The organism is Kitasatospora sp. NPDC001119 (assembly GCF_053598475.1).
Genome location: NZ_JBSFKI010000009.1, coordinates 260,677 through 267,185 on the forward strand (window position 1 = coordinate 260,677; position 6,509 = coordinate 267,185).

Here is a 6,509-nt window from a genome sequence, read left to right on the forward strand (position 1 = left end):
GGTGCGAACCAGTCTCGCCCATGTGACGGCGGCGCCCCGCAGCGGGTGCCGCCCGCCCTTGACGGGCCGTTCGCCGGGCGCCCCGTCACTTCGAAGCCGGCTTGGCGTACTGCGGCGACTTCGGGTCCACGAGGGCGTCGACGACCACCTTCTGCTGCTGGGCGATCGTCGCCCGCGCCTGGTGGCTCTCCAGCGTGCGGACGACACCTCCCGGGATGTTCAGCGCGGGTGTCAGATCCTGCGGGTTCCCCACGACCGTGAAGCGGTAGGGCTGCGAGACCTTCTTCCCGTCGATCTGCACCCCACCGGCCGACAGGTCGGTGAAGTAGGTGTTGACCACCACGCGCACATCGTTGATCTGAATCGCCTCCGCCCCCGCCGCTCGAAGTTCTTGCAGGGTGTCCAGCAGCATATCTGCCTTCACCTGCCCTTGGGGATCATCGACCGTGAGTACGATGCCCGGACCAGTGGCTTTGACGGTGCCGGCGAGCACGCCGAGCTCCGTCGCCTTCTTCCTGGTCTGCTCCTGGGCCTCCTTGGCCTGGTTGGAGCTGTTCTCCAACTTCGCCAGGGACTGCTCCAACTCCGCCTTCTCCTGCTGAAGACGTTGCTGACGGCTGTCCAGTTCATCGAGGATCCGCACCAGGTCCTCCTGGCGGGCCCCGCGGAGCTGACTGTGGTGGTCGTTGGTCGACCGCACCTGGATCGCCAGCCCCAGGCCGAGCGAGAACAGCAGCAGCGCCACCACCAGCTGGCCGCGCGACAGCCGCGGCGGCCAGAGCGCCGCCTTCAGGCGCCGCCGGCCGGCACTCCGGTCCGCGACGGGCTCGGGCTCGGGTTCCGGCTCGGACCCCGCTTCCGCCGCGGGCTCCGGGGCCGGCACGGGCTCGGGCGTGGGCTCGGGCTCAGCGGCAGGCGCGGACTCCGGCTTCGCCCCGGTCTTCGGCTCGGCCCCGGGGGCCGGCGCGGTGACCTTCGTGAGCCGCAGCGTCGGCTCGGGCGCCGAACCGGCCTCAAGCTCAGCCTTAGCGTCAGACTTCTCCTCCGAGGCGACGACGGGCTCCACGGCCTCGGCCGTCTCCCCGGCCGTCCCGGCAGCCTCGTCCGCGTCCGCCGCACTGTCCGTCCGAGGTGCGTCCACGACCTCCCGGACGGGCTTCGAAACCGCCTTCTCGACCGCTTTCCCGCCCGGCTCTCCAGCCGGCTTCCCGGCGGCCGCCCCGGCCACCGCCGCCTCCCGCCCGTCCTCCGCCGCGGGCTCGCGGCCCGGCTCAGGCACGGAAGACATGGCGCCGGATCGCGGCCGCGTTGGAGAAGATGCGGATGCCGAGGACGACGACCACGCCGGTGGACAGCTGCGAGCCGACGCCCAGCTGGTCACCGAGGAAGACGATCAGTGCCGCGACCACCACGTTCGACAGGAACGAGACGATGAACACCTTGTCGTTGAAGATCCCGTCGAGCATCGCCCGGACGCCGCCGAACACGGCGTCCAGCGCCGCCACCACCGCGATCGGCAGGTAGGGCACGACGGCGTCCGGCACCTCGGGTTGGACGAAGAGGCCGACGACCACCCCGATCACAAGACCCAGTACGGCAATCACGGTCTGGCTGCTCCTGTCCCTGTCGTGGTCTTGGTGGTTCCGGTCGGCGGACGCCGCTTGGCGGTGGAAGCACCGCTGGTCGGGGCCGACGAGGCGGAAGCGGAAGGCGAGGCCGACGGTGAGACGGACGCGCCGGGGCTCTCCTGGGTTCCGGCTCCGGCCGGCGGCGTTGCGCCCGCGGTCGCCGGGGGCGAGGCCTCGGGCGTCACCGGCTGCGCGGTCCGCAGCGTCACCCCCACCGCCGCCGGCAGCGTCAGGTTCTTCTGCACGGAGAGCGTCGACTTGATGCCGTACTGCTCCTGGAGCAGCCGCAGGTACTGCCCGGCCATGTCCTTCTCGAAGACGGTGAGGAGCTTCGAGCCGTCCCCGATCGCCTGGATGTTGTACGGCGGCACCAGCGGCCGGTTGTCCACCAGCACCGCCTCGCCCGCGGCCCGGATCGCGGACAGCGCGGTCAGCCGCTGGCCGTTGATCGCGATCGCCTCGGCCCCGGATCCCCAGAGGCCGTTCACCACCAGCTGCAGGTCGCGGTCCCGCAGCCGGCCGCTGTTGGAGAAGCCCTGCCCGGCCCTCGGGTCGACGTTGCCGCCGCTGCCCGTGCCCGCGGCGTCCTCCAGGACCAGCTTCACGCCCGGCCCGGTGACCTGGCCCAGGCCCACGGCCCCGCTCACCCCGCCGGGATCGGCGTCGCCCGAGGCGAGCGCCTGCTGCTGCGTGCTGTCGACCTTGAGCCGCAGCTCCTGCACCTGCTTCTGCAGCCGGTCGGCCGAGGTGTTGCTGTCGTTGATCCGGTGGATCAGCGCGTCCCGTTCCTTGGCCAGCGAGGGCTCGGCCTTGTGCGCGTTCACCGCGCCCACCGTCACCACCGCGCCGACCAGCGCCAGCCCCGCCCCGAGCGTCAGCAGCCCCGGCAGGGTCCCGGGTATCCGGCTGTCGCGGGCACCGCCGCGCGCGGCGGCCGCCTCCGCGTAGCCCTCGTCCAGGCTGTGGTCCATCACGTTGGTCAGCAAGGACATCGAGGCGTCCGGGCGGTTGTACCGTCCGTTCGGGGCACTCGGCGTCGGCGTCGCTGGCATGGAGACCATCGTCCCATGTCGTCGAGGGGGCCCGTGCACGGCCCCTGAGCTGCACACACGCTGCACACATGACGGAATGTGACGGAATATTCCGAATGATGTGAAAACGGACAGAGGGGCGCGCGGGTCACGCCGCGCGCCCCGCCGTCCGAGGCGGTTCCGAGCTCAGCTCCTGATCGTGCTCAGTCCCGGTTCGTCACCGTCCCGCTCCGTCGACCACGGCCGCCCACTCGTCCAGCAGCGCCTCGGTGGCCTCGTCATCGGGGCCCTCCGCCCAGAGGTGGGTGACCGCCTCGGCCGGGTCCGGGAGCACCAGCGTCCAGCGCCCGTCCGCCTCGACCACCCGGACGCCGTCGGTGGTGTCCAGCCGACGGCTGCCGGCCGCCTCCACCACCGAGCGCATGACCATGCCCTTGGCGGCCCACGGCGTCGCGATGTCCCGGCGCCGGATGTGCGCCTGCGGGATCCGGGCATCGATCTGGCTCAGCGTGAGCTGGGTCCGCGCCACCAGGCCGACCAGCCGGACGAACGCCGCGGCGCCGTCCAGCACCCCGCTGAACTCGGGCACCACGAAGCCGCCGCGCCCGTCCCCGCCGAACACCGTGCCCTCGGCGGAGGCCGCCTTCGCGAGGTCGTCCGGCGTCGTCGTGGTCCAGATGACCTGGGTGCCGTGGTACGCGGCGACCTGCTCGGCGATCCGGGTGGTGGTCACCGGCAGTGCCACCTGCCCGCTGCGCCGCTCGGCGGCGACCAGGTCCAGCAGCACCAGCAGGGCCCGGTCGTCGTCGATCACCCGCCCGAGCTCGTCCACGAACGCGACGCGCTCGCCCACCGGGTCGAACCGCACCCCGAAGGCCGCCCGCGAGGAGGCGACCAGCTCACCGAGCCTGGCCAGGCCGGCCCGCCGCGTTTCCGCGTCCTCGGTCGGCCGCGCCTCGTCCAGCCCGCTGGAGACGGTGAGCGCCTCGACCCCGAGTCGGCCCAGGATGCTCGGCAGGACGAGGCCCGCGCTGCCGTGCGCGGTGTCCACGACCACCTTCAGCCCGGCCTCCCGGACTCCGGTCGTGTCCACCGTCCGCAGCAGGTTTCCCGCGTAGGAGTCGAAGACGCTGGAGGGGAAGGTCAAGTCCCCGATCTCACCGGGGAAGGCCCGCCGGAACTCCTGGCGCGCGTAGACGCGGTCGAGCTTGCGCTGGCCGGCCTGCGAGAGGTCCGCCCCGCGCTCGTCGAAGAAGAGGATGTCCAGCGAGTCCGGCACACCCGGTGTGGTCCGCAGGAAGATCCCGCCCGCGCTCCCCCGCGCCGTGTGCTGCCGGGCCACCGGCATGGGCACGTTCTCGAGGTCGCGGACGTCGATCGCGGAGGTCTGGAGCGCCGAGATCATCGCCCGTTTGAGCGCACGCGCACCACGCGAGTGGTCGCGCGCGATGGTGACGGTGGCACCCTTCTTCAGCGTCGTCGCGTACGCCCCCGCCAGCCGGACGGCCAGCTCCGGGGTGATCTCGACGTTCAGGATGCCCGAGACGCCGCGGACCCCGAACAGGTGCTCCTGGCCGCGCGACTCCCAGATCACCGAGGTGTTGACGACGGCGCCGGCCTCGATGGTCTTGAACGGGTAGACGCGGACGTTCGCCCCGATGATCGACTCCTCGCCGACCAGGCACTCGTCCCCGATCACCGCGCCGTCCTCGATCCGCGCGGCCCGCATCACGTCGGTGTTCTTGCCGACCACGCAGCCCCGCAGATTGCTCTGCGGCCCGACGTACACGTTGTCGTGCACCACCGCCCTGTGCAGGAACGCGCCGCGCTTGACGACCACGTTGCTGCCCAGCACGGTGTGCTCGCGGATCTCCACGCCGGCCTCGACCTTGGCGTAGTCCCCGATGTACAGCGGCCCGCGCAGCACCGCCTCCGGGTCCACCTCGGCGCCCTCGGCGACCCAGACCCCCGGGGAGATCTCGAACCCGTCGAGCTCGACGTCGACCTTGCCCTCCAGGACGTCCGCCTGGGCCTTGCCGTAGCTCTCGTGGGTGCCCACGTCCTCCCAGTAGCCCTCGGCGACGTACCCGTAGACCCGCTTGCCCTCCTTCAGGAGCTGGGGGAAGACGTCACTCGACCAGTCGACGGACTCACCCGCCGCGACGTAGTCGAAGACCTCGGGTTCCATCACATAGATACCGGTGTTCACCGTGTCGGAGAAGACCTGCCCCCAGGTCGGCTTCTCCAGGAACCGCTCGACCCTCCCCTCCTCGTCCGTGATCGTGATGCCGAACTCCAGTGGATTCGGCACCCTCGTGAGACAGACGGTGACCAGAGCGTTCTTACTGCGGTGAAAGTCGATCAATTCCGAGAGATTGAAGTCGGTCAACGCGTCACCGGAGATCACCAGAAAGGAATCGTCCTTGAGCGCGTCCTCGGCGTTCTTGACACTCCCCGCAGTGCCCAGTGGCGTCTCCTCGTGGGCATAGGTCAGATGCATGCCCAGCTCTTCGCCGTCACCGAAATAGTTCTTGACCAGCGACGCCAGGAACTGCACGGTGACGACGGTGTCGGAGAGGCCGTGCCGCTTCAGCAGCCGAAGCACGTGCTCCATGATCGGCCTATTGGCGACCGGAAGCAGCGGCTTCGGCATGCTGGAGGTCATCGGGCGGAGTCGGGTGCCCTCGCCCCCTGCCATTACAACGGCTTTCATTACGGGTGCGTCCTCCTTCGCGGTGGTGGACCGGCAGGTCCATCAAAGCGTTCCAGAAGGTTCTCTACCCGGAAGGTATCGTCCGACGCACCGAGGAGGCGTGGGGCTTCTCTCAGATCACGTCTCAGACTGTGGACGTCGGGCCCGCGGTGCTCCCCCGGACGATCTGCCGCGCCTGGACCGCGTAAAGAATCGCGGCCCACCAGTACAAGGTCGTCCCCCACCAGATGAACGCCCAGCTCACCACCTCGGCCGGCCGAGCGATCCAGCTGTCGACACTGCCGAGCAGCAGAAGCGGAAACGCGTACATCAGATTGAAGGTCGCGGCCTTCCCCAGGAAACTCGTCTGGAGCGGTCCGTAACCGCGCCGGGCCAGAATCGGCAGCAGGCCGGCGATGAATGCCTCACGGGCCAACAGGATCGCGGTGAGCCACCACGGCAGAATCCCACGCCACGTCAACCCGACCAGCGTGGACAGGACGTACAGCCGGTCGGCCAGCGGATCGAGCAGCTGCCCCACCCGGCTGATCTGCCCCCACCGGCGGGCGAGCTTCCCGTCCAGGTAGTCGCTGATCCCGCTCAACATCAGGATCAGCAGTGCCCAACCGTCATTGTTGGGCCCGTCGAAGACCGGCCACAGGATGAGCCAGAGGAAGAGCGGAACACCGACCAGCCGGCCCATGCTCAGCATATTGGGGATGGTGAGGACGCGATCGGTCTGGACCCGCGTCTCCTGGACCTCCACCCGGGGGGCCTCCTGTCCCGTGTGACGACAATTGCATGTTGACCCTACAACAGAGAAGCCCCCGACCGGTTCACCCGGCGGGGGCTTCTCTAGAAGAATTGTTCGGCGGCGTCCTACTCTCCCACAGGGTCCCCCCTGCAGTACCATCGGCGCTGTAAGGCTTAGCTTCCGGGTTCGGAATGTAACCGGGCGTTTCCCTCACGCTATGACCACCGAAACACTATGAAACTGTCAACCGCACACCCGACAAATTTCGGGCGGGTCGTTGTTTCAGAACAACACAGTGGACGCGAGCAACTGAGGACAAGCCCTCGGCCTATTAGTACCGGTCAACTCCACCCCTCACAGGGCTTCCATATCCGGCCTATCAACCCAGTCGTCTACTGGGAGCC

5 protein-coding genes and 2 rRNA genes are annotated in these 6,509 nt (G+C 69.5%); all 7 read right to left on the bottom strand.

Annotation, left to right across the window (positions count from 1 at the left end):
* Window positions 1-85 precede the first annotated feature (85 nt).
* A complete protein-coding gene (locus ACWDD9_RS14345; protein WP_449811760.1) occupies window positions 86-988 on the bottom strand; it encodes a DUF881 domain-containing protein in 903 nt (300 codons plus the stop codon).
* A gap of 283 nt (window positions 989-1,271) precedes the next feature.
* A complete protein-coding gene (locus ACWDD9_RS14350; RefSeq protein WP_030062488.1) occupies window positions 1,272-1,604 on the bottom strand; it encodes a small basic family protein in 333 nt (110 codons plus the stop codon).
* Complete coding sequence (locus ACWDD9_RS14355) at window positions 1,601-2,680, bottom strand: DUF881 domain-containing protein (protein ID WP_449811754.1); 1,080 nt, start codon at window positions 2,678-2,680, stop codon at window positions 1,601-1,603. Before ACWDD9_RS14355 ends, ACWDD9_RS14350 begins: the two co-directional genes overlap by 4 nt.
* A 196-nt stretch (window positions 2,681-2,876) precedes the next feature.
* Window positions 2,877-5,372 carry a mannose-1-phosphate guanyltransferase gene (locus tag ACWDD9_RS14360; RefSeq protein ID WP_049653268.1) on the bottom strand — a complete coding sequence of 832 codons (2,496 nt, stop codon included), beginning with the start codon at window positions 5,370-5,372 and terminating at the stop codon, window positions 2,877-2,879.
* Between the two features lie 124 nt (window positions 5,373-5,496).
* Complete coding sequence (locus ACWDD9_RS14365; RefSeq protein WP_449811755.1) at window positions 5,497-6,117, bottom strand: CDP-alcohol phosphatidyltransferase family protein; 621 nt, start codon at window positions 6,115-6,117, stop codon at window positions 5,497-5,499.
* A gap of 100 nt (window positions 6,118-6,217) precedes the next feature.
* A 5S ribosomal RNA gene (gene rrf / locus ACWDD9_RS14370) occupies window positions 6,218-6,334 on the bottom strand.
* Window positions 6,335-6,416: 82 nt separating this feature from the next.
* Window positions 6,417-6,509, bottom strand: a 23S ribosomal RNA gene (locus ACWDD9_RS14375); the annotation flags it as partial.